We start from the raw sequence: 21,958 nt of genomic DNA, 5'->3' as shown, positions 1-21,958 counted from the left end.
ATTCGGCTCGCCGGCCGCGCCGAGGGCGGGGCCGGCTTGCCCGATGCCTGGCAGCTTTGCCCGGCCGGCGCCGATCGCGGTCCTGCCGGCGCCATCTTTGGCGCCTGGCGGCAGTTGGCGCTGCAGCCGCCGGTTGCCAACGCCGAGCGGCTCGAAAACATCGTCGACCAGCTGGGGCTCCATTGGGACGGCGAGGCGCTGGCCGCGCTTTGTGAACACATTGACGACCTGGCGCGCTCGGGGCGGCCGGCGCCGTTCGCCGCGGCGGCGATCGCCGCCCACGTCGTTGCCATGCGGCCCGATGCCGAGCTTCTTGCCTGGTGGCTCGCCGACCTGGCGCTGGCACAAAGCCTGCGCTGGCCGCGGCCGCTGCCGCTGTTGATGGCTCAGGCCTTTGGTCCGGCTTTTCGCGGCGAGGCCGGTGGCAAGCGCATTCGGCCGGGCGAAAACGGGTTTGAGCGGGCGGTGTGCCTGGCGCTGCTTCGGTCCGCGACCGACGCCTGCCGGTTGGCCGCCGAGCTGTCGCGTCGCGCGGAGCGGCTCATCGCCGTCGCACCAAAATTGCGCGCCAAGGGCGCCGACGACGTGATTATTTTGCTGCTCAATGAAGACGCCGTTTCGAGCTCGCTGACAACCAAAAACCTGTCGCGCTTTGCATCGCGGCGCCTGTTCGAGCGGCTGCAACAAATGGATGCCGTGCGCGAGCTCTCCGGCCGCACCAGCTTCCGGCTGTTTGGGCTGTAGCGATGAGCGAAGCGTCTGCCCGTCGCAAGCCAAACGTTCAGCCGGCTTTGCTGGATACCGAGCTGGAGCACCTTCCGGCCGAGCTGCGCTGGCGCGAGTGGATGGGCCGCGTCGAAGCGGTGATTTTTGCGGCAAATGAACCGGTGACGCGTAGTGTCCTCGCGTGGGTGGTGGGAAAAAACTGCAATCTCGAACTGATCATCGACGACATTCGCGCCGAGCTCGCCGGCCGGCCCTATGAGCTGGTCGCGGTCGCCGGCGGCTGGCAGCACCGGACCAAGAAAATTTTTGGCGACGCCATCCGCGCCGCCTTCGGCACGGCAGCGGGCGAGGGGGCAAAAGAACTGTCGCAATCCGAAGCGCTGGTTTTGATGTGCATCGCCTATTTCCAGCCGATCACGCGTGGCGAACTGTCGAGCTTTTTCGGCAAGGAGGTGTCGCGCGACCTGATCGGCGTGCTGCGCGCTGAGCAGCTGATCGCCTCGGGGCCGCGCAGTCCGCAGCCGGGCGCGCCCTACACCTACGTGACGACCAAGAATTTTCTGTCGCAGTTCGGGCTCGACACGCTGCGCCAGCTGCCGGATTTCGAGGCGCTCGAGGATGCAGGCCTGCTGTCGAAGGAGACGCTGCTGGCCGGCGATATTCCGGTCGGGCTGGCGAGCGGGGAGGGAGACGGCGAAGAGGACGAGCCAACGACAGGCGTCGTTGAGGATGAGGCGCGCTGAACTGATCGGGGGGCGGGTTGCCTACGACAGCTAGCAACTCAGGGGCACGCTGACTCATCGTGCGGCAGCCGGTGATCGGGATCATGGACCGCGAACCTCGCGAGCACGAGGATCTAACGAAGGTGATCCGCCTGGGATCGCTCCCAGATATCAATGCGATATGAAGCCACGAAGGCGAGGCATTGGCCAAGGTCATCGTTGCGAAGGAGCGTTTGACGAAGTTGGCCGGCACGGGTGAAGGAGGCGCACGCTCCGCGCCGGCCCTTGAGCTGGCACGTTTGGCCTGCCTCTGACATACGCCACCCGCATATTAGCAACCGCGCAACTAAGCCTGATGGCCTAATCCTCTCGGAATGCAGGATGGCCGAGACGGGTTGTTCCCAACCTCTGCCCCGCTTGCGAACGCCCGATCTGCGGTGAGCGCGCGCTCGCAACGCCGCCAAAAGGACTCAAGAGCCGCCCTCTGTCCCATTCAGCACAGGTTGCTGGCATCTCTTGCAGCGGAAATAGTACCGGGTAAATCCCGGTCCTGGTCGCGTACCTGATCAGGTAGTAGGCTCGCCGGGCTTGAGGGTAGTTGGGGTCTTCGCCTGGCGAGTTTGGCTCCTAGAGGCCTGTTTTGCGGCTCGGTATTCTGCTTCCCAAGGCAGCGACTCGAAGTCGGGCTTGTGGCCGCCTGCTCGGTAGCGTCCTGCGTGATGTAACTCGCTTTGGCCTGCTCCACTTCGAGCATGTCGTCCTTCATTGCGATGAGGGGAGTAGCATGGGGGTAAACGCGCGCTGGCGGGGGCTCTATTTCGTAAGCTACATCAGCCGCATGGAAAGAGTGGAGGCACCATGGAACATAAGCCGAGCAAGAGCGGATTTACCGAACTGCTCGCCGCGGACACGACGCTGTTCTCGGCCGAGCCGCTGATCGGACTGCTCGAACTGAGACCGACACTGGCACGGTCCAATTCGCCACCACCCGCCCCCGGCCTTGTCGGCAGGCCGGGCGGGGGTCGAGTGTGGGGCCCCATCACGGCCCACGCCGCGGGGCAGGAAGGCGACACTGCCGTATAAGCTCGATCGATCTCGTACGGTCCTCGCATCTGAACCTGCAGCAAATCGAAGCGGGTGGCTAGGAATGTGGCTCGACAAAAGGGCTGCTCGACCCGTACGCTGCGGTATGGTTGACGTGGCCGACCCTTTCGAGCGGAAGCTTGCGGCGATCCTTGCCGCGGATGTTTCCGGCTATAGCCGGATGATGGAGGTGGACGAAGCCGGTACGCTTGCGCGCATGAGGGCACATATTGGTGAGGTCGTCAGGCCTCGGATCGCGGCGCATCGGGGCAATATCGTCAAGACCACGGGCGACGGCCTGCTCGTCGAGTTTGCGAGCGTCGTCGAGGCAGTTGAAAGCGCTGTCGAAATCCAACGATCGATGGCGGAGCGGAACAGCGGTGAGCCTGAGAACACCCAAATCCTTTACCGCGTCGGGATCAATCTCGGTGACGTCATGTTCGAGGACGGAGACGTCTTCGGCGACGGCGTAAACGTGGCCTCGCGACTAGAGGGGCTCGCCAAGCCGGGCGGCGTGTGCGTCTCGGACATTGTGCATCAGGCAGTCGAGGACCGGATCCAGGTCCCCTTCCGTGATATGGGCAACCAGCGGGTAAAAAACATCTCCCGACCCATCCGAGTCTGGCAGTGGACGCCCGACGCTGCGCTGCAGACGACTCGACCAGTCAAGGCGGCGCTGCACCAGAGGGTGCAGTTCGCGACGGCGTCGGACGGCGTGCAACTGGCTTGGGCCAGCATTGGCCAGGGAGCGCCGGTGCTGAAGGGTCCGAACTGGCTGAACCATCTTGAGTATGAATGGCACAGTCCAATTTGGCGTCCGATGCTCGCGAAGCTCGCCAAATTTTGCCATCTCGTGCGGTTCGATCAACGCGGAAACGGCCTTTCCGACTGGGAGGTTGAGACTATATCGGAAGATACAATGGCCGGTGACATGTCCACAGTCGCGACCGCGGCACAGGTGGATCGGTTCGCGCTTCTCGGCATCTCGCAAGCCTGCGCCTTTTCCGTGCGCTATGCTGTGGAGCATCCGGAGCAAGTGACATGTCTCGTCCTGCTGGGTGGTTATGTCCGAGGTCGGCTAAAGCGACCGGGTCTCGACCAAAGGAAGCTATATGAAGCCGGGGCGATGATGATCCGCGACGGCTGGGGCTCGCCGAATCCCGTTTTCAGGCATTTCTTCACTTCAACGTTCATGCCCGACGCCCCACATGAGATTGTGGCAAGCTTTGACGAACTACAGCGCATTGCCACGAGCCCCGAGGCGGCAATGCGACTTTGGCAAATGAACAGCAAAGTTGAGGTGACAGAGCTGGCAAAGAGGGTCCGTGTGCCAACGCTCGTGCTGCATTGCGTGGGCGATCGCGTTGTGCCGATCGATGCGGGCCGCCTGATGGCAAAACTCATTCCGGGGGCGATGTTCGTCGAACTGCCGGGAAATAACCACGTGCTCCTTGAAGGCACGTCAGCCTACGAGCAGTTTTTCGAGGAAACGGCTTCCTTCCTGGCGATGCACAATCCGGTCGCGTAGCTTACGACCGGTGATTTTGGAACTGAACTGGCCCCCATTTCGACAGGACAGTCGGCCTAACGCGGGAGGGTTTCATCCCACCGGCCCAGCCAGAGGCGCATCAATGAGTTTTGGCCTTGATCAATTCGAAGAAGACTGTGCACCAGAAGCCGTAGTCGGCTCGGCGGTCGTCAAGGTTCGCCTCCAGGGCGCACCAGGCTACGGCGGTCGCCGGGTCCGGCCCATAAAGCTCTGCCCAGACTGGGGTCTGCCAGTTCTGCCACTGTCAAGGCAACTTGGTCGTCATCCGTCGAACTGCCGTCCCTCAATACGAATTTTGAATAATCGACAATGCCCGAGATCCATTGGCATTATCCGCGTTTGAAAAATATTTCGTGAGATCGGATGGATGCCGGGGTGCGATTTGGCGAAATTGGTCGGTCCGCGATGGCGGTCGCCGAAGCTGAGCGCACCGAACGTGCCGCCAAGATGGCCAGATTGAAATCGCTTCGTACTCAGTTTTTGTTGGCGGAAGCTGATTTGCAGGCTTCTTTTACCGAGGAGATCGATTGCTCTCTGCTTCTCGCGGCGCTGAGAGGATACCAGGGAGTCCGCGCGGCGAGGGAATCCATCCCGGACCGTGACCGCTGCCACAGGCGGGCACCAAGACGCGCAAGGCACTTCGCTGGCATAAAAGGTCCTTCTCGCGTTCGCCGGTCAGGACAGCGCTTCGTCGACTAGGCGATACGGGCAGCGCAGCAGCGCGGCGATCTCAGTGCGTCGGCGATAGGTACCGGCCAGGCGTCATATTTCAGCGGTCGTGTTGACGTTCATGGCCGTGATGTCTGCTGCCAGCATCGTACATCCGGACTTCGATGTCGGGCGCACGTTCCTCTTTAGGCGAAGGTGGCTTTTTACCGCCTCCGTCCTAGCCACCCTTCCGCAACCTCACCCGGCTGTCAAACGGCTTCCAAAACTGACCCCCGATTGGAGTACGCCCCTCGGACCGGACAGGGTCAAGCCGCAGTTTTGACCATCTGCCGGGCGTGTTGGTCCTCGAACTGCTGCGGGCTGAGATAGCCGAGCGCTGAGTGCAATCGGCGGGTGTTGTAAACCTGATCAATGAAGCGGGGAAGGTCCTCAGCGACGTCGGCGAAGGTTTCGTAGGCCATCGGATAGACGGCTTCGACCTTCATCGTCTTCATGAAGCTTTCCGCTTTCGGATTATCGTAGGGATTGCCGCGCCGGCCCATCGATCCAATAAGATCGTGCTCGGCGAGAACGTCGCGGTAGAGGAGTGCGGCATATTGGGCGGATTCAAGTGGTCGTCGCAACACCTGAACGAAGGAGATTGCGATGGGCATTGGAAAGCGACGATCACACCGTTCTGGACGGGCGTCGGTGACGAGCTGGGCCGTCATCTCTGCCTTCATCGCCCAGCTGACGACACGGCGGGAGAACAGATCGACGACGGCGGCAATGTAGAGCCATCCTTCGGCGGTCCAGATGTAGGTGAAGTCCGCGATCCATTTCTGGTTCAGGGCTGCGGCCTCGAATGCGCGGTCGAGGAGGTTGTCCGACACTGCTCGCTGCCCGGTGTCCTTCGGCAGGCCACGGCGACGAGGCCGAGCCCGCAGACCATTCTCCCGCATCAGCCGCTCGACACGATGCAGCCCGCAGGAAAGACCCTCGGCCAGCTTCGACAGCTCGATCCCCCTGCCGTCGTCCACCACGGCTAACCGCAAACATCGCCGCGCAAACTAGTCGCTCTCGTGGGCATGACGAACGTGCCGGGGCAAACTGACTTCGTGACTGCAACGGCCGGGATCCTGGCCCTGGAACACATACAGACGCCGATGTTGCAGGGGCACGATAATTACAACCACTTGACATAGCGCATCACTCCCGGACCGGTCAGCACGTCGCGGATTGGCGAACAAAATTCTTCTCATTCGAACAGACGAGGACAGTGGGGAAGGCTTCTCCTAGCGTGAGCTCGCCCTTGCAACAGTTGGGAACTGGTCCCGTGAAACAAGGTCCAGACCGAAGCCACGCTCGCCATAGGACGGACAGCATGAATCCGAGAACATGCCGTCCCTATTTCGCATGCGCTGGATCTGGTCGTCGAATTGAGCAGCTCTAACAAACGGATTCCTTGTGATGAAAGCTGCTTGCGGTCGAAAAACTGCGAGGTTCGATGGCGCGGAGTGGGCCAGTTTGCGCGATGGCTTGGAGTGCACCGGCGGACGGTCGCGCGCTACGGGAGGCAGGAAGGTTTCGATCAGACGCTTCTGGGCAACGCATACTGGCGAGGCGCCTCGAGATTTCTTTTGAGAAAGCCTGAGTTGCTAAGAAACGCCATCCCAGCTGATCCGGTGCTGATAGCGCCGGCGCAAATCCAATCAATGGAACGGAAGATCAATGTGCCCACACCTCTGTTTGGCGTGTCAAGCCAGATGATCGAGGGAGGGGACAGCATATCGGTCGACTACAGGTCCAGCCATCGTGCTCAGGGCTATGGAGAGCACTACAACAGGACCTATGAGTCTGGCTACTACGGCGCGCTCTGGAAGAAATGGTGGGTGTGGACGTTTCGGAACCTAAGTGGGCGTGCGCCCAAGTGCCTCGGAATGTGCGATTGCTGCACGGCGATATCACTACAGAACCGCTCGAAGAAACGTTCGATGTAATAACTGCCTTTCGGTTCTTTCTGAATGCAGAAGAAGATTTGAAGCGTGAGGCCCCATTTGCGCTGCACAACCACCTGAACGAGGGGGGAAGTCTCGTGTGCAATATTCACATGAATGCGACCTCGCCGGTTGGCATCGCGTGTCGTCTGCTGAATCTAGTGTCGAGGCATACAGTGCAAAATACCCTGAGTACGAGGCGCTTCACGCATCTCCTTATTTCGTCGGGTTTCGTTGTCGAGCGGATTATACCGTACGGATATTTGCCGCGGCCAGGACATTGGCTGCCTCATGTCTGCGAACGGTTGATTTTGCCTGTCGAAAAGGGCGCCCTGGCATTTGGTATTCCGGGGTGGCTTGCACAGCATTTCCTGGTTATCGCGCGTAAACCGTAAGCCCTCGTCCTCGACGCATCTTGGTCGGTGTAATTCCACGCACCTCATCCTAGACATGTCCGGCGCTGATTATTTATTCGCGAGTTCCGACCTGCGGTGAGAGGAGTAGGTGCATATACCGCTAGCGACCTGATTGAGACTAGCCGAAGAGCTTCTCGTTTCTTGTTTGTCTCAGTGGGAACGCGCTCCCGAGGCCTGCGACCGGTAAGGATCGCCACGGTGTCTCTCGATCTGCACGTCCTGGCGGGCTTGGCCAAACAGGGCGATGCCTTCGACCTTGGCCGCCGCCTTGCGCAGCCGGTTGATCATTTGCGTCGCCGTCGCGCCCCGCACCACCCGTCGACGCTAAGGTTGCTTGCTAGCGTCCGTCCTCTCTGTGCTAAAGTACCGTTTCAGCACGAGCAGGACGTTGTGACGAACACGCGGTCGAGCCGGAACTATCCTGCTGCGCTTCCCGTACTCGACTGACCGAGGAGGATTAAGCATGTCAGACCGTATCGATGCAGGCCCTCTGAAACTGGGCGAAAGAGCGCCCAATTTCGTACTCGACGCGATTACTCGCGAGGGCAAGATAGCTATCGACGATTTCCGCGGCGAAAAGCCAGTGCTGGTCGGACTGTATCGAGGTCTTCATTGTCCTTTTTGCAGGCGTCATATCGCGACGGTTTCGCTGCTCACACCAGCCCTTAACGCAAAGGGCATTGAAACCCTGACGGTGGTGAACACGCCCATCGAACGGGCACGCCTTTATCTCCGGTACCATCCGATGGTTGGTTTGCTCGCTGCATCCGATCCGGAGCGCGTTTCACACCGCGCCTTTGGATTGCCGAATATGCAGATCACCGAAGGCGAGAGCGCATGGCCGCACAAGGTCTCAATGAGTAATGTGAAGGCGATGCGGCTCAACGTGCCGGGCGAAATGCCGGAGCCAATGGATCCGTTTGCCACGCTCGAATATCTGAATAAAAAAGACAATTACGATATCACTGAAGCGGACCAGCAAATGATGGCGACCGGCGTGGGCCAGCTCACCGGCCAGTTCCTGCTGGACCGCAACGGCGTCGTTCGCTGGACGTTCTCCGAGGTTTTCGATGGCGGCTTGGGCGCTCACCCGAACTCTGAGGCAATGATGTCGGTCGCGTCGCATATTGGTCAGTAGCGGCGCAGTGCGCTAGCGGGTGCACGGATAGCAGGTGTCATGCAACCCGTTAGTTCGAGCCGGGGTCGACGCGCTTCGGCGCGGGGGCCCACAAAGCCACCCCACCCCCCGCCCCAGCTTGAATTCGTGAACCGGCCCCCCAATCTCCTCGAACAGCCCTCGCAGCCTCCGCGACGTTCCCTCGGTCTTGTTGGGGTCGGAACAAGGACTGTTCCCAGCGACACGCTAAAGGTCGAACGGAGCATGAACGTCATGCGGCGTGGCGAAACCGACCCGGAAATCTGAGCGACCGGAAGCCTTCAGGCATCTGATGTTCTGTATCCCAGGTGTAGATGCCTGTCAGATTGATGTGCTCCCAGCTCAGCGGGGAGACGTGCTTGAGCAGATGATCCGGAATCTCGCGATGCATTTTGCGCAAGTGGGTGACGGCCCGTTCGATATAGACCGTGTTCCAATGCACGATCGCGCTAACGACGAGGTTGAGGCCGGAGGCGCGGAAGGCCTGGCTCTCGAAGGATCGGTCGCGGATTTCGGCCGCGCTCGTGGAAGAAGACGGCGCGCTTCAGTTTATGCGCAGCTTCGCCCTTGTTGAGGCCGACCTGGCAACGCCGGCGTAGCGCTGGACTTGAGTACCATTCGATCATGAACAGCGATCGCTCAGATCGGGCCAAGTTCCCGCAGCGCCTTGGCCAGCTGACTTTCCTTTGGAGACGCCGAGAGCTTCTTGAGGATGGTCAAGAGGACGACGGATCGCGTCGTGATCGACGCTGCCAGATGGAGCAGATCGTCCCAATGATCAAGGATCAGCGCGGTGTTGATCGGCGCGCCGATGTGGTTGATCAACGTTAGGTAGGTGTCACCCTTCTCGAATGTGTGGAATTTCCGATCCTTGAGATTGCGCAGTCGCGGTGCGAACCGCTTTCCGATCAGAGCGAATAGCCCAAAGACGTGATCGCTTGCGCCGCCGGTGTCGGTGAAGTGCTCCTATATTTCGGGGATTGTGTCCTGATCGAATAGTCCGTCGAGCACAAAGGCCGCCTCGCTTTCGGTCGGACTGATGGGCAGAATGCTGAAGTAGCCGTACTGATCTGACAGATGGCTGTAGAACTTCGATCCGGGCTCACTCCCGTAATGTAGATTTATATCTCCGCGCTTTGCGGCTCGGTCGCTCGAAAGAATTGGCCATCAGATGATGACGTCGTGCCATTGCCCCAAAGGCGAGAATGCGGATGGCGGGTGTGTGCGTCCGTCACGCAGGCCTGGGCTGCTCGGTAGGTCTCCGACCGCGCGTGGAACGCGCGCATCCAACTGATCTGATGAGCGCTGATGCCTTTGGACGCGCTGGCCATCCGTTTCGGACCAAGGTTGGTTGCTCGGCCAGTACGCCAGCCAGCATGGCCGAGACATTCCTCGGAGTGTCACCCGTGCGGACATGCGTGAAGCAATCTGCAAAGCCGGTCCATTCATGCACTTCCCTCAATAGGTCGGAAACCTCGACCAACGGATACATGTCGCTGATCTCGGCATTCAGTTCGTCGGCCGCCGGCGGAACCTCGCCAGCAGTTGGTGTAACGATCAACGTCCCGGCTTCAAGACGAACACCTTCGAGCTTTCCGGACCGTGCTCTGTGCGCGAGGCGCTTCAGGTTGAAGCCGAGCATCTGACGCGCTTCGGCAAGCCACTGCGCGCCGTTACTTTGGACGCCCAGTCCAAGGCGATCCTCCTCCTTCATGGCGGTGATTGTCGACCGGGGCATAAGATGCTCATCGATCGGCGGGAAGGATCGGCTGCCATCGACCCAAATGTCAGCAGATCTAAGCCGGTCTCGCAAAGCCGCGAGCGTTGCAATCTCGTAAAGTCGACGATCAGATCTCCCCTCGCCGAAGATGAGCCTCCGATCAGCTTGGCTAAGGTGGGTGACCGGCACACGATCCGGGAGTGTCCGCCGCTTCTCGGTGTAGAGCCGTGTCAGCAGCGAAATCGCCGCAAGGAGCGGATCGTGGCGGCGCGCTGATCGGAACGTGAACGCCTGTAGGAACGCACCGGCATATTTGTTGACGGTCGCGTATTGCTCTGCCGCCAAGCTCAGTGCCGAGGCGTCATTGTTTTCGACCATCGACTCAAGCTCGGGCTTGATCCGGAGTAGCCGGTGCCACCCAACTTCCTGATCGAGAACCTCCAATGCGTTCCGGCCATGGTCGTTCGCGGATTGCAGAGCAGTGATGGTTTGGAGGAACATGCGCAGCGCCTTTGCGGTATCCGGCCTGCAGTCCATGTGCCGTTGCTTCTTGCGGTTGTTGGCTTGTGAGAACAACCTGCCCATCAGCTTGATGAACATCGACAGTGCATCGTCGGTGAGCTTCTGGCCTAGACTAGATTGATAACCTGCGCCACGATCAGCGCGTGTCGACGGCTGGCATTGAAGTCGTTGGCCAGCCATGCCGGTGTGGCGTTGCCCTCACGGATCATCTGATCCCACCGTCCGGAGGATATACGCATCTGGAACTTCGGATCTATTGCCATCTTGCGCAGGAAGGCAATCCGTTCGGTCAGCCCGACCAGGTTTGACGCACTTGGCGCATCCGGCGCCGATCTCAGCCAATGAAAGCGCGTCTGGCCGAGGGCCGGGTCAACCTCCAACGCCTGTCCAATAATGTAAGCCGCTCGGGCGGGATACCTTCGACGAGTTCTTTCTCAGCCCGTCGCCGAGCTATCGCGCGACCGCCGAGTCCGATTTTCTCGATGGAATGCAGCGAGGGCAGGAGTGCGTTTCGTTTCCGGAACTCGGCAATGGCTGCTGTCGCGATTGGCAACCCGTGATCGCCATTGGCCGCCGCATCGATTGCAGCCACAAGGGCGGCGCGGCGATCGTCTTCAGATGCAGTCCGGAGACTGAGGTAAGCCATCAACGATCGGCTGTGATCGAAACGCGTTTGTACTCGATGTGCATAGAAGGCGTAGAGACGCGCGTCGATACCGAGCTGACCCGCAAGATATTTGATCACAGCCGCGGGTGGCTGCTCGTTGTCCCACAAGAGCCGCCCCGTGTGTCGCATCGTGCAGAGTTGAACGGCGAAGCCCAGCTTGTTCTGCGGTCGCCGTCGGAGTTCGCATTCCAATCTGTCTGCCGAGACCAGTGTAAAGTGACGGATCAGACTAGCCTCGTCCGTCGCTATGCCCAGAAGTATCGCCGCTTCCTTTGAACTGACAAGCCGTCTTCTACCCACTCGCCTTCTCCCTCGGCACACTAAATTCCAAGGGAATTGGTTCGCCATCGGCCGGAGGCTTTCAACCAGCCCAGTGGCTTCATCTACAGATCTATGCGCGTGTTCGCGCTTCGTTCGACCTTAGCGTGTCTGCGGGAACGGTTCTTGTTCCGACCCCGCCTTCTCCCCGTTGCAGCGCTTTCGATATCGGTCGATGGCTGGGATGCTTTGTGCGCACGGTTCGACGGGCCGTATCGTGGGAAAGAGCACAGCGTGCGTCCAACGCTAGCTTGGCCGACCGATCCACCGAACGATTTCATAGGCAGGCATCGGGCGTCGAAAACCCTTTAGCGTCAGCTCACCAACCGGAGCGGATTCGACCAGTGATTCGACAGCGCCGAAGACCCGCTGGCTGACGAGAATCTGCCGAGCCTTCGCCTCTTCGCACAATCGAGCCGCATGGTTCGACACAGTGCCGATTACGGCATAGTCCGCGCGCTGATCGAAACCAATCCGCCCGATGGTTGCATGGCCCCGAGCGATGCCGATTCCGAAGCCGAGCAAGTAATCCCGCTTGCGCCATTGCTCCGAATGCCCGTCAATCGCATCGCGCATCGCCGCGGCCATAGACACAGCCCTCTCGGAATGGTCGGCGCACGGCAGTGGATCGTTAAAAACCACGACGATACCGTCGCCGACGAACCGCTCCAAAGTCCCTTCGTAGCGGACGATTTGCTCGCCAAGACAGGCGTGATACTCGGCAAGAACTGTCATGACTTCTTCGGGTTCGGCGGTCTCTGCGAAGGCTGTAAAGCCGCGCAAATCGCAAAAGACAACGGTCACCTCGCGACGATGGCTCCGCAAGAGCGCGTCTCCGTCGCCCGCCGCAACGATGAGGTCGGCGACCTGCTCGGGCAGGAACCGTCTGAGCCTGGCCATTCGGTCGAGCTCGGTCACCTGCTCAGCCACGGTTTGCTCGAGCGAGCGGTTCCAATCGGAAAGCTGCGCGGCCTGATCCTGTAGCAGCTGGGCCTGGCTCGCGACGGTATCGTGAAGCGCCTTCTGGCGCAGCATCGATCGCACGCGCGCCAGCAGCGCCTGGTGCTCGAAGGGCTTTGTCAGATAGTCGTCGCCGCCGGCATCCAATCCCTCGACCACGTCACGAGTGTCGGCTTTGGCTGTAACAAGAATAACGGGGATCGATCGCAGCGAGTCGTCTTGCTTGAGCAAGCGCACCACGGCGATTCCGTCGAGCTTCGGCATCATGATGTCGAGCAGGATCAGATCCGGCGTGAGATCGCGGGCCTTAGCAAGCCCCTCTTCACCATCTGCGGCAGTCACCACTTCGTAGCCATTCGCCTCGAGCCGCATGCGCAGGATCTCGAGATTTTCCGAGGTATCGTCGACCGCGAGAATGCGAGGCGGATTGTGCAAGGCACTGTCTCCCCTCAGGCAAGGAACTGGCGAATCTCGGCGAGCAGCTGGCGCGGACTGAACGGCTTGGCAATGTAGCCATCGCACCCTGCAGCAAGGGCTTTCGCCTCGTCGCCCGAAAGCGCGTAGGACGTGACGGCGATGATCGGTATGTGTCGGAGCGCCGGGTCGGCCTTGATGCGGCGGGCCGCTTCATACCCGTCGATCACCGGGAGCTGAATGTCCATGAGGATCAGATCTGGCCTGTGCGCGTCGGCGGCTGCGACGCCAGCGGCGCCGTCCGCCGCCTCGATCAGCTCGTATTCAGTGGTGGCAATGAGATCGCGTATGATCTGGCGGTTGTCCTCGGTGTCTTCCACCATCAGGATTCGTTTGCTCATGCGGCCCTCACGTCCTCATTCACCCGGATCGGTATCTTCAGGCGGAAGGTCGACCCTGACCCGATCACTGACTCGACGTCTATGGTTCCGCCATGCATTTCCACGATGCGCTTCGAGATCGCAAGGCCGAGACCTGTGCCACCCTTCTGCCTCGTGCTGCTGTTGTCGACCTGCTGGAATTCTTCGAAGATGAGAGCCTGGTCCTTGGACGCGATGCCGGGACCGGTATCTCGGACGGTGATCTCGAAGTGCCCGTCTACCGCATTGGCAAGAATGTCGACAGCACCCGTTTCGGTGAACTTGACGGCATTGCCTGCAAGATTAAGCAAGACCTGCGTCAAACGGCGTTCGTCCCCGCGGCCGATTGGAAGGTTTTCGGCAATAGTCGTTGAAAGCTCAAGACCCTTCGCTCGTGCCAGCGGCTCGACAGCCGTAACGGTCGATCGAACAATCTGCGCGGCGGAGTAGTCCTCGATTGCCAGCGTGAGCTGGCCGGCTTCGATTTTGGAAAGGTCGAGTACGTCGTTGATGAGCCCGAGGAGGTGACGGCCGTTTGCCTGCACGCGCGCAACGGTCGTCTTTGCCTTCTCCGGAAGCTCGCCGTAGATTCCGTCGACCAATAGTTCCGTGAAGCCCAGAACCGAATTCAGCGGCGTCCTGAGCTCGTGGCTCATATTCGCCAGGAACTGGGATTTGTGGCGGCTGGCGGCCTCCAGTTCCCGGCCTTTCTCTTTTATTTCGCGGAACAGCTTCGCGTTTTGAATGGCGAGCACCGATTGGGCCGCAAAGGTTTCCATGAGGTCGACGACTTGCTTGTCGAATTCACCAGGTTTGAGGCGCCTCACGACAAGCGCGCCGACGATCTTGTTAGGCCTAAGCAGTGGAATTACCAGGATGCTTTGATAGCCGGCATCGAGCACGATCTTTTGGACGTGAGAGGGCGTTCCTGCGCCGAGATCGGGAAACTGGACGGGCGCGTACCCCCCTGCGGCGTTGCCGATTCCTAAATCGTTCAGCCCGATAATCTGGTCGGACATCGCGGCAATGAGCTCGTCGTTCATCCCAAAACTTGCGCGCAGCCGGAATTGTTGTCTCGCGCCGCTGAACACATATATGGTGCCCGCATCAGTGTCCGACAGTTGAACCGCTTTGGCCACGATCGTCTGCAGCACCATGTCGAGATCGAGCGTCGAGTTGACCGCCTTGCTGACTTCCCCGAGCGCCTCCAGTTCGCCGACCGACCGAGCAAGCTCAGCCGTGCGCGCCTGCACCTCTTGATACAGTCTTCCTAGCTGCTCAGATGTCTGGTTGACATTGTCCGCAAGCGCTCCCAGTTCGTCCCGATTGGCGACGGCGACCTGCTGGGCGAAGTCGCCGGCCGCTATCTGGCGGAGACGCGTCTCGATCTTCTTGACCGGTTCGATCAACGACCAGGAGATTATGTAGCCAAGCGCCAGCGCGAGCAGGATGCTGCCCACTGCAAAGGAGACCACGATCAGTCGGGAGGTGCCGTATGCCCCCTCGCTCGTTTCGATCGCCGCTACCATGTCGGCTTCGGCCATGTTGACCAGCTGGTTCGTCAGCCGCTCGAGGCGGTCGGCCGACGGGATGATCTCATCCAGCTGAACCTTGCGCGCCTCTTCCGTGCGACCGGCGCGGAAAAGCTCCACAACGTGCGTCACGCCGGCCGCGAGCCGTTCGTACTCTTGCCGGACCTGCCCCAGCACCTCCGCCTCAGTTTCGGCGACGAACTCCATACGGTCGAGGTCGTAGCCAAACTGGTTGAGCTGGCGCAGCGCTGCATCCAGCATCCGCTCGTCCTGAAGCAGGAGCGCGGTCGAGATGCTGTAGAGCTGGTTCGTAGTGTCGTGCTGGACCTGGCGATAGGCTGCGATGCGGCGCTGCAGCATGATCAGCTCGTTTGTTTGATCATTGACGCCGCTCAGCACCTGCAACCCGACGGCCCCGAGCACGATCAAGAGCCCGACGATCGACAGGAACGCGATCAGCAACTTGGTCTGGACACGCGCCGGCAGCCGGGCAACCCAGCCAACGAGCCGGTTCGTTATGCTATTTGGATTCGTCCAAGAGGCTGAGAAGGTCACCCCGGAACTCCTCCAGGTCGAACCGAACGCCGAGATACTGTACGCGCAAGTTACCCTCAGGGTCTACGAGCGACGTCAGCAAGGTGTGGTCGACATCACCATCCGCCGTTTTCTTCGCGATGACCCCGTATTTTCGTCCAACCTCATGGACCGTCGCCGGATCACCGGTAAGGAAAGACCAGCCCTTCAAATCGGCGCCAAAATTCTGCGCATATTCCTTCAAGACATCGGGCGAATCGCGCTCCGGGTCGACAGTGATCGAAACGAAGGCGATTTTGGGTCCGAACGCACTCCCCAATTTTTCCTGCACGCTGGCCATATTGGCGGTCAGCATCGGGCAGACGTCGGTACAGGACGTGTAGATGAAGGCGACGGCGACCACCTTGCCGTGGAAATCGTGCAGCGATACCCGCTTGCGGTCCTGCGACGTCAGCGTGAAGTCGGGCGCAGCCCCCATCATCGGTAGTCGCTCGCTCTCCCCAGCGTGCGCATGGGCCTCGTGCGCATAGGCCTGCACGGGCAGGGCGACGAGCGCTAGGACCAGCAAGGCGCGCGTCGGCCAGCGGCTCATGTTTTCATCTCCCGCTTGAGCTCATTGAGGAAGCGCCAATCGGTGCCGCGATCCAGGACCTCCTGTGGGCTCATGGAGATCGCCTTTGTCTCCTGCATGCGCAGCGCATAGAACCGCATCGAGTCTTCGGCATCATAGTCCCGCCAGGTGTCGTAACGCACATCGCCCATCGCCTGCAGCGCATAGTCGTAACGGCTGGCGAAGCCCCTCTCGACTGCCAGCCTAGCCACTCGCTCTGGGTCGGACACGCAAAGGTCCACGGCCTTGAGGAGAGCCCGCAACACGCGCTTGGTCGCTACCGGATATCTGCTCATATAATCCACAGTGCTGGTCAGCATGCAGCAATAGTACTGCGACCAGGGATGATCGATGGACGTCTTGAGGATTACATGGCCGAGCTTGCGTTCGCGTGCCTCTTGGGGCAGGGGGGGAATACCGAGGAAGGCATCGATCTTGCCTTCGGCAAGCAGCTCCAAGGAGCTCAAATCCGGATTGGCGACCCAGTGGATGATGATCAGAAGCTCGCGTGGGGTTCCGTTAGTGATGTCAATTCCCACCCTCTTGCCCTTGAGCTGCAAAACGCTGTGAATGCTGTTGTCAGCGATTAGTTCAAGGCATCCCGAGTGCATGCCGGCCAGAACTTTGATCGGAGCGCCGCTGTCGATCGAGCGGATCGCTGCCGGCAAGAAGGGCCAATCAAAATCTAGTTCGCCATGAGCGAGCCAATCTGGTGAATCAGGGCCGGTGCCGGAGGCCACGAATTGGATGTCGGTGAAGCCCTCGGCGCGCAGCAGTTCCGTAGAAATGTATTCGGGCAACTGGCAATCGGAAATCTTGTAGAAAACGGGTAAGCGAACCGTGGCCGTCTCAGGCAGCGGCTCTGCCCAGGACGGTGTCGATCTGCCGACAACGCCCGCCGCGCCTGCAGCGAGGCCGGCCACGAAAGTGCGGCGGTTCTGGATCATGTGCATGGGTCACTCCCCCCGAACAGCTCGCAACCGGTGCCGCGGGCTCACCCCTTCAGCTCGCGTTTGATTTCGTCGGAGAAGCGGAAATCCGCCCCTTTGGCGATGATCTCCTGCGGGCTCGACTTGATCATGCCCGTCTCCAGCATGCGCAGCGCATAGAAGCGCACGGAGTCTTCCGCGTCGTATTCCCTCCACTTGTCTTGCCCGGTGTTCTGCAAGGTCGTCAACGCAACCTCGTAGCTCGGCAGGAAGCCCTGATCGACCACAGCGCGGGCGGCCGCTGTCGAGTTGGACGCGCAGAATTCGGCCGAGCGGAGAATGGCCCGGAGCACGCGCTTGGTGGCGACCGGATATTTGTCCACATACTCGCTCCGGCCGGCGACCATGCAGCAGAAATACTGCGACCAGGGTCGGTCAACCAGGTTCGCGAAGACCGTGTGGCCAATGTTCTTGGCACGAACCTCGGAGTATTGGCTGGTGTCAACCAAGAACGCATCGACCTTGCCGTCGATGAAGTTCTGCATGAGCGAGCCGTTCTTCTGCACGCCCACCACCCACTCGACATCGCGGTTGGGATCGAGCCCGACATAGTTGATCAGCAGCTGGAGGAACACCTGCGGGTGGTCGTTCATCGCCCAGACGCCCATCCTTTTACCCTTGAGGTCGGCAATGCTGTTGATGCGATCGTTGGCGCGCAACTCCCAGCAGCCAGAATGCACGCCGGCGAGGATCTTGAGTGGCACTCCAGCCTCGACGCCGCGGATGTGCATCGTCGGCATGTTGAAGTCGAAATCCGTCTCACCCGCTGCGATCCATTGGCTGCTGTCGAAGTACTTCTGATCACCCTGCACGTACTGGACGTCGGTCATGCCGTCGGCGCGGAGCAGCTCGCCCGCGAGGTAGAGCGACTCCCAGCAATAGGCGCCGCCGATCCAACGCCCAAGCCGGACGCTGGTCGTCTCCGGCGGCGGCTCAGCGAGCGCCAGTCTCGGCGCTGCGAAAAGTCCAGCGGTGCCGGCTGCCAGGCCGGCTATGAAGCTGCGGCGACTCTGGATGATTTGCATGTTCAAGTCTCCCCATCACGACAAACGGGATCACGTCTTCATCTCGCGTTTCAGTTCATTGAGGAAGCGCCAGTCCGTTCCGCTGGCGAGGATTTCCTGCGGGCCGGACTTGATCATGCCCGTCTCCTGCATGCGCAGTGTGTAGAACCGCAGGGAGTCTTCGGGATCGAATTCTCGCCAACGGTCGTACCGGATATCCTTCAGCGTTTGGAGCGCGAAGTCATACGATGGGACGAAATCGCGATCGACCATCTGCTGCGCCGCCATTTCCGGAGCCGACACGCAGAGGTCGGCGGCCTTGAGGATGGATCGCAAGACCCGCTTGGTCGCCACCGGGTACCTGGTCACGTAGTCTGTCGTCGCGGAGATCATGCAGCAGAAATACTGTGACCAGGGGCGGTCGACGGTGTTGTTGAGGATCGTGTGGCCGATCTTCTTGGCGCGCAGCTCCTGCGGCTGGGGCGGCGTCCCGAGGAATGCGTCGATCTTCCCTTGCATGAAGAGTTCCGTGGGCTTGACGTCCTCAGTCAAGACCCACTGGATATCGTTGACGGGATCGAGCCCGACATAGGCGGACATGAGGGACAGCCACACGTGTCGCGAGTTGTTGAGACCATCAACGCCCACCCTCTTGCCCCGCAGATCCGTGACGCTGCGGATGCTCTCGTTGGCGATCAGTTCGAGGCATCCGGAGTGCAACCCGGTTAGCACCTTGATCGGCACGCCGGCATCGATCGACGCGATTTGCTTCGGCGAAAAGTTGACCGAGAAATCCGTCTCACCGCGTGCGATCCACTCCGATTGGTCGACGCTCTTATCGCCTCGTACGTAGCGAACGTCTGTGAAGCCATCCGCACGCATCAGTTCCCCGGCGATGTACGCACCTGCCCAGCAGTAGGAACCACCAACCCAATGCGGCAGACGAACAGTGGTGGTTTCCAGCGGCGGTTCCGCGTGGAGTGGCTGCGGAAGACCTACGATACCGGCAGCGCCTGCCATTGCAGCGCCGGACAGGAATCGGCGGCGGGTTTGCATGATCTGCATCGGAACGCTCCCTCTCCGAACTGCAAGGCAATTTCGGCCCGAACCGAACAAAAGAGGTTTCGGCAGAGGCAGATGGTCTCGTGGGCGCGACGAGTAGTTGTGGATTCTAGCGCGCCCAGTCCGCTGCGGGAGTCTTGCGCTCTCAGTCGCCGGGTCATGAATTAGCAACCGACGATATGCCAACGTACGCCCAATTTGCGCAGGTTGCGAGCGCAAAACTTACTGCGCCAAACGTCCCGCCAGCACCTCGCTGTCGGGGAGACTGTTTGCGCTGTTGTGAATAGCCACTTCGAGTTTGCCGCGCGGCCGGACCTAGTGATCGACGCAAGGTATGCATCGGGTCAGCTTCAGAGCTTGGTTCCGGCGGGCGGAACGTCTGCTATCTTTCTTCGGACGCCAAAAGCCGCCATTCCGCTGTCGTGAAGAGTTTCGGGCGCCGGCAGGCGTACGAAAGTCCCCGAGGAAGGAACCCGCGGGCCACAGGCGATGGCTATGGGGATTTCGATTTTCGGCAGATGTTGGCGATGGCGCGACCGCCGCCGCGAAGCTCTGGGGTGAATGCGGACAGACCGCTTCGTTGCGCCTCCGCGCGGTGTTGTCGGGACGGTGGGCGGCTGGGCGCGGCTGTGTCGGCGTCGATGATTACCATCAAGTCACGCTGCGCTGGTTCCTCGCCTCGATCGTCGCTCTCCTCGCGGGCGTGCTGCTCGCGGGGCTGACCGCTTCGCACGTTCTCAATCTTCGATCAGGGCCATTCCGGGCTGCGCGACCACCCTGCGGTTGCGAGTTGCACTGTCGGAAACGGACACTCGATATCGTCCGGCAGGCACCTCATGTCAGGCTCACAAAAAAGAGAGAAGCTTTTCGCTAAATTGGATTATATTAGAAATGCGCGATGTTCTCGGATGGGACGCCGTGAACCTCGCGGGGATGTCACGACAAGTGGTTGGCCACGATTCTAAGCCCATCACAGTCCGGTGCGTCTCAGGGTAACAGAGCCCTCTGCGGGCTGGTTTGGGTTTGCTCGCGGGGCGAAGACTGAGCGTTGGGGAAGTTCAATGTATCGGATCGTCATCGCCGACGATCACGGCCTATATCGTTACGGATTGCGACTGGCACTGACGGCAGGTATTCCGGGCGTCGAAATATTCGACGCCGCGTGTTTCGACGCCGTTGTCAATCTTCTGGAACAGCAGGCTTCGATCGATCTCGCCATACTGGACCTGAATATGCCGGGCCTGTTCGATCAGGAAGTGCTCGGTGACGTACTATCTGCCTATCCTGATACACGCTTTGCGATCGTTTCCGCCGATGATTCACGCGCGGAGATCCTCAAGGCACTTTCGATCGGGCTTCACGGCTACATCGCAAAGTCGCAAAAGGACGAGGAAGTCGTGCTGGCTGTAAAGGAAATCCTGGCCGGTCGCATCTATGTTCCAGCACTTCTGTCACGAACGTCTGCCGGACAAGGACCGCACATAGCTGCGCCTTCTCAGAGACACCAGGCGAGACGGCACGCGGGCAATCTCGGCAGGCTGACATCGAGACAGAAGGAAGTCCTTAACCTGATGGCGGAAGGGTACTCGAACAAGGAGATTGCCCGAAATTTGGACATTGCCGAAGCGACGACGAAAATCCACGCCACAGCCATTTTGCGCGAGCTTGGGGTGCGAAACCGGACTGAAGCGGCCGTCTTGCTACAAACCTGGCACGAGAAATACGTGGGTTAGAATTCGCACCAATGGATTGTGCATCATTCGCATGATGCTAATAGCGCAGTCTCAGGCATATCTTTTTGTCAGCCAGCACTGGCCTCCTCTTAAGCCGCTGGCCACGGCCCGACAGCCACGGATGGTCGCCTACCAGTACTGCGGCTGTCGGGCACCTAATTGAATCGCAATCCCGACCCCCGATCCCGCATGGCGTCGTTCAGCAGGCCGATCAAAGCTGCTTAGTTTTCCACCGCAAATCAACTCCCATGGACCGAATTTTCTAGCCGGAATTTGCGAGACGGCATATGAGCAGTTCCTTATGAAGAGCGGGTACGCAATGCGAAGGGTCGAGGATGGGCTGTGGGAGGTCTACGACATAGACGATGACAAGGTTGTATTTGTGGGTGGGGTGGCCTTGACAAATCTGCTGGATGAAGAGGCGCTCGACGCCTTGGAACTGCTAAAGGGCGGATTCCTGACCCCGAGCCAGACCAGGAAGATAAAGCCCTAAACAAGATTTCACATCGATTACGGCGCCAAAGTTGCCCTTGAGGATGGGGCTCAAAATCGTACCCCAACGGACTGTTTAGCGCGTAGGTCGTGCCGATGGCGGCGGGCTTGTCCAAAACGTGTTTTGGGGGACCACCCAATGGCGAGTCGAGCAGACGCGTCTGCGACGCGAGATCGAGCGGCATAGCGAGGCGCAAGAATCATACATGGAGGACGGCTTGCGGCTCCTGGAACTGGCCCGTGATGCAAGCCGACTGTTTGCCAAACAGGATCCAAACGAGAAGAAACGGCTTCTAAATCTGGTCCTGTCGAACTGCGAATGGGATCGCGGCGAAGTTCACGCGAACTTCAGGGCAACCTTTTGACTTACTTGCAGAATCAGCGGTAGCAGCGGCGTCGAGCGACCACAGGGCATCCAGTTTGGCTGGGCTTCCTGGAAGCTTCTCGAACTTTCTGGGTCGCACCTCAGCCCGAACTGCCTGTGCTTTTGGGGCAAATTGGGACATTAGACTCGGCTTTAGGAAAATTTGAGGAGGCATCGCCTTTCTGGCGCGCGTGCTCAGCCGGTTGTGAACGTCAGCGTAAACCCCGATAATTCTACGACCACTAGGAAAAGTGCAGTCGCCAACAGCACAGCCTTATTGCATTTGCCAAACTGAAGTCGCCACAAGCGTCTCGTATATAG

Annotated in this window: 16 protein-coding genes and 3 pseudogenes; 7 read left to right on the top strand and 12 right to left on the bottom strand. The window is 60.0% G+C overall.

Annotation, left to right across the window (positions count from 1 at the left end; genetic code table 11):
- From JT360_RS31215 to JT360_RS31205, 3 genes are all read left to right on the top strand, one after another.
- Positions 1-744, top strand: a 744-nt coding sequence (locus tag JT360_RS31215) for a DUF1403 family protein (protein ID WP_214477005.1), incomplete at its 5' end; no start/stop codon positions are given.
- A gap of 2 nt (positions 745-746) precedes the next feature.
- Positions 747-1,469, top strand: coding sequence for an SMC-Scp complex subunit ScpB (gene scpB, locus JT360_RS31210; RefSeq protein WP_214477003.1), 723 nt, complete (start codon positions 747-749; stop codon positions 1,467-1,469).
- 1,126 nt (positions 1,470-2,595) lie between these two features.
- On the top strand, positions 2,596-4,059 hold the full coding sequence (locus JT360_RS31205) for an alpha/beta fold hydrolase (RefSeq protein WP_214477002.1): 1,464 nt from the start codon (positions 2,596-2,598) through the stop codon (positions 4,057-4,059).
- A gap of 100 nt (positions 4,060-4,159) precedes the next feature.
- Here the strand turns inward: JT360_RS31205 and JT360_RS34275 are convergent.
- The 3 genes and pseudogenes from JT360_RS34275 to JT360_RS31195 all read right to left on the bottom strand — a co-directional run.
- Positions 4,160-4,282 (bottom strand): annotated as a pseudogene (locus JT360_RS34275) (Y4oE-related protein); the annotation flags it as partial.
- Between the two features lie 59 nt (positions 4,283-4,341).
- Entirely contained in the window at positions 4,342-4,692 is a 351-nt protein-coding gene (locus JT360_RS31200) for a hypothetical protein (protein WP_214477000.1), read from the bottom strand.
- A gap of 362 nt (positions 4,693-5,054) precedes the next feature.
- Positions 5,055-5,735 (bottom strand): annotated as a pseudogene (locus JT360_RS31195) (IS3 family transposase); the annotation flags it as partial.
- Positions 5,736-6,676: 941 nt separating this feature from the next.
- On the opposite strand from JT360_RS31195, the gene JT360_RS31190 reads away from it, so the two are divergent.
- A complete protein-coding gene (locus tag JT360_RS31190) occupies positions 6,677-7,120 on the top strand; it encodes a hypothetical protein (protein WP_250889198.1) in 444 nt (147 codons plus the stop codon).
- A 171-nt stretch (positions 7,121-7,291) separates the two neighbouring features.
- Here the strand turns inward: JT360_RS31190 and JT360_RS31185 are convergent, their stop codons facing one another.
- Entirely contained in the window at positions 7,292-7,429 is a 138-nt protein-coding gene (locus tag JT360_RS31185) for a hypothetical protein (protein WP_214476996.1), read from the bottom strand.
- Between the two features lie 175 nt (positions 7,430-7,604).
- Here JT360_RS31185 and JT360_RS31180 point away from each other — a divergent pair, with 175 nt between their 5' ends.
- Positions 7,605-8,279, top strand: a complete 675-nt coding sequence (locus tag JT360_RS31180; RefSeq protein WP_214476994.1) for a peroxiredoxin-like family protein — start codon at positions 7,605-7,607, stop codon at positions 8,277-8,279.
- Between the two features lie 250 nt (positions 8,280-8,529).
- Here JT360_RS31180 and JT360_RS31175 read toward each other — a convergent pair.
- The 8 genes and pseudogenes from JT360_RS31175 to JT360_RS31140 all read right to left on the bottom strand — a co-directional run bounded on the left by JT360_RS31175 (position 8,530) and on the right by JT360_RS31140 (position 19,051).
- Positions 8,530-11,506: pseudogene (locus JT360_RS31175) on the bottom strand (Tn3 family transposase).
- Between the two features lie 264 nt (positions 11,507-11,770).
- Positions 11,771-12,919 (bottom strand): response regulator, encoded by a 1,149-nt coding sequence (locus JT360_RS31170; protein WP_214476992.1) that lies wholly within the window; start codon positions 12,917-12,919, stop codon positions 11,771-11,773.
- 14 nt (positions 12,920-12,933) lie between these two features.
- Positions 12,934-13,299 (bottom strand): response regulator, encoded by a 366-nt coding sequence (locus JT360_RS31165; RefSeq protein WP_214476990.1) that lies wholly within the window; start codon positions 13,297-13,299, stop codon positions 12,934-12,936.
- Positions 13,296-15,404, bottom strand: coding sequence for a sensor histidine kinase (locus JT360_RS31160; RefSeq protein WP_214476988.1), 2,109 nt, complete (start codon positions 15,402-15,404; stop codon positions 13,296-13,298). The genes JT360_RS31165 and JT360_RS31160 overlap by 4 nt, the downstream gene beginning before the upstream one ends.
- A complete protein-coding gene (locus JT360_RS31155; RefSeq protein ID WP_214476986.1) occupies positions 15,370-15,975 on the bottom strand; it encodes an SCO family protein in 606 nt (201 codons plus the stop codon). The genes JT360_RS31160 and JT360_RS31155 overlap by 35 nt, the downstream gene beginning before the upstream one ends.
- Positions 15,972-16,946 (bottom strand): ABC transporter substrate-binding protein, encoded by a 975-nt coding sequence (locus tag JT360_RS31150; protein WP_214476984.1) that lies wholly within the window; start codon positions 16,944-16,946, stop codon positions 15,972-15,974. The genes JT360_RS31155 and JT360_RS31150 overlap by 4 nt, the downstream gene beginning before the upstream one ends.
- 41 nt (positions 16,947-16,987) lie before the next feature.
- Complete coding sequence (locus JT360_RS31145) at positions 16,988-18,007, bottom strand: ABC transporter substrate-binding protein (RefSeq protein ID WP_214476982.1); 1,020 nt, start codon at positions 18,005-18,007, stop codon at positions 16,988-16,990.
- A 30-nt stretch (positions 18,008-18,037) separates the two neighbouring features.
- Positions 18,038-19,051, bottom strand: a complete 1,014-nt coding sequence (locus JT360_RS31140) for an ABC transporter substrate-binding protein (protein ID WP_214476980.1) — start codon at positions 19,049-19,051, stop codon at positions 18,038-18,040.
- Positions 19,052-20,109: 1,058 nt separating this feature from the next.
- Here JT360_RS31140 and JT360_RS31135 point away from each other — a divergent pair.
- A complete protein-coding gene (locus JT360_RS31135; RefSeq protein ID WP_214476978.1) occupies positions 20,110-20,781 on the top strand; it encodes a LuxR C-terminal-related transcriptional regulator in 672 nt (223 codons plus the stop codon).
- Between the two features lie 301 nt (positions 20,782-21,082).
- Positions 21,083-21,274 carry a hypothetical protein gene (locus JT360_RS31130; protein WP_214476976.1) on the top strand — a complete coding sequence of 64 codons (192 nt, stop codon included), beginning with the start codon at positions 21,083-21,085 and terminating at the stop codon, positions 21,272-21,274.
- Positions 21,275-21,958 lie beyond the last annotated feature (684 nt).

It is taken from the genome of Mesorhizobium sp. dw_380, assembly GCF_018588885.1.
Classification (GTDB): Bacteria; Pseudomonadota; Alphaproteobacteria; order Rhizobiales; family Rhizobiaceae; genus Mesorhizobium.
The sequence above is the reverse complement of the archived record's forward strand: the minus strand, read 5'-3'. Positions and strand labels throughout refer to the sequence as shown.